Source organism: Faecalibacterium prausnitzii (assembly GCF_003324185.1).
In the GTDB taxonomy this organism is placed as follows: Bacteria; Bacillota; Clostridia; order Oscillospirales; family Ruminococcaceae; genus Faecalibacterium; species Faecalibacterium prausnitzii.
Genome location: NZ_PXUP01000067.1, coordinates 1 through 1,032, shown reverse-complemented (window position 1 = coordinate 1,032; position 1,032 = coordinate 1). Strand labels below are relative to the sequence as shown.

The following is a 1,032-nucleotide window of genomic DNA, read 5'->3' as shown; positions in this document are numbered from 1 at the left end:
CTTCACCGCATCGCCAAGCGGCTCCACGATGAAAAAGTCTTGAAGCCGTGTTACTACAAGAAAGAGATGTTTGGCCGCTTTATTGATGATGAAAAGATGTATGATTGGGACAGTGCCTATATCAGTCAGGTTCTGCACAGCCCAGTCTACGCCGGACACATCATCTACGAAGCCAAGCCCACCGTGTCCATGAAATCCAAAAAGCGGCGTTATATTCCGTTTGAAGAACGCGCTATCGTTCCGAATACACATGAAGCAATCATCCCACAAGACCGCTGGGAAAACGTGCAGCGAATCCTTTACAGCCGTTCCGGTTGTTTTATGTGCGATAAGACCGACTACGACAATATCTTCAAGGGCATCGTCCGCTGTGCAGACTGCGGCAGAACGATGTTAGTCAAGGTCGAGCACAGGCGCAAACGTAACAGTGTTCTGGATCAGACCTTTTATTGTTGCAGCACTTATCGGAAATATGGTGCGAAAGCCTGTGACTCGCATAATTTGGAAGCCCGTGTTCTGCATGAAGCTGTCTTTGCGGACATTCAGGCACACGCAAAGGCCGCTGTGAGCAATCGGGAAGCCCTTGTGAAGAAGATTGCAAATCAGATGCACCTCCGGGTGTCCTCTGACCGGGCGCAGCACAAACGGGATTTGAAGCAGTGTAAAGCACGAATCGCAGAAATCGAAGACCTGTATGCAAAACTTTATGAGGACGTATCAAAGGGACTTCTCCCGGAGAAACGTTTTCAAATGCTTGCAGATCGCTACGACAAAGAACAGGCTGAACTGACCGAGAAGATTGAGCAGTACGAGCGGGAAGGCCGTGCTGAACACGATCAGCTGGACAAGATTCAGGATTTTATTGATGAAGTCAGCAAGTACGCTGGCATCACCGAACTGAACTATAAGATTCTGCATCAGCTGATTGACAAGATTCTGGTATCCAGAGCGGAAAAGGTCGATGGCGAATACGTCCAGAAAATCCAGATTTTCTACCGCTTTATCGGCCCATTGGATGCCATCGAGTAACAA

The 1,032-nt window shown here is 48.5% G+C and carries 1 protein-coding gene; it reads left to right on the top strand.

What is annotated here, in order from left to right:
* A partial coding sequence (locus C7J97_RS14715; RefSeq protein WP_113993401.1) for a DUF4368 domain-containing protein occupies window positions 1-1,029 on the top strand: 1,029 nt, incomplete at its 5' end.
* Window positions 1,030-1,032 lie beyond the last annotated feature (3 nt).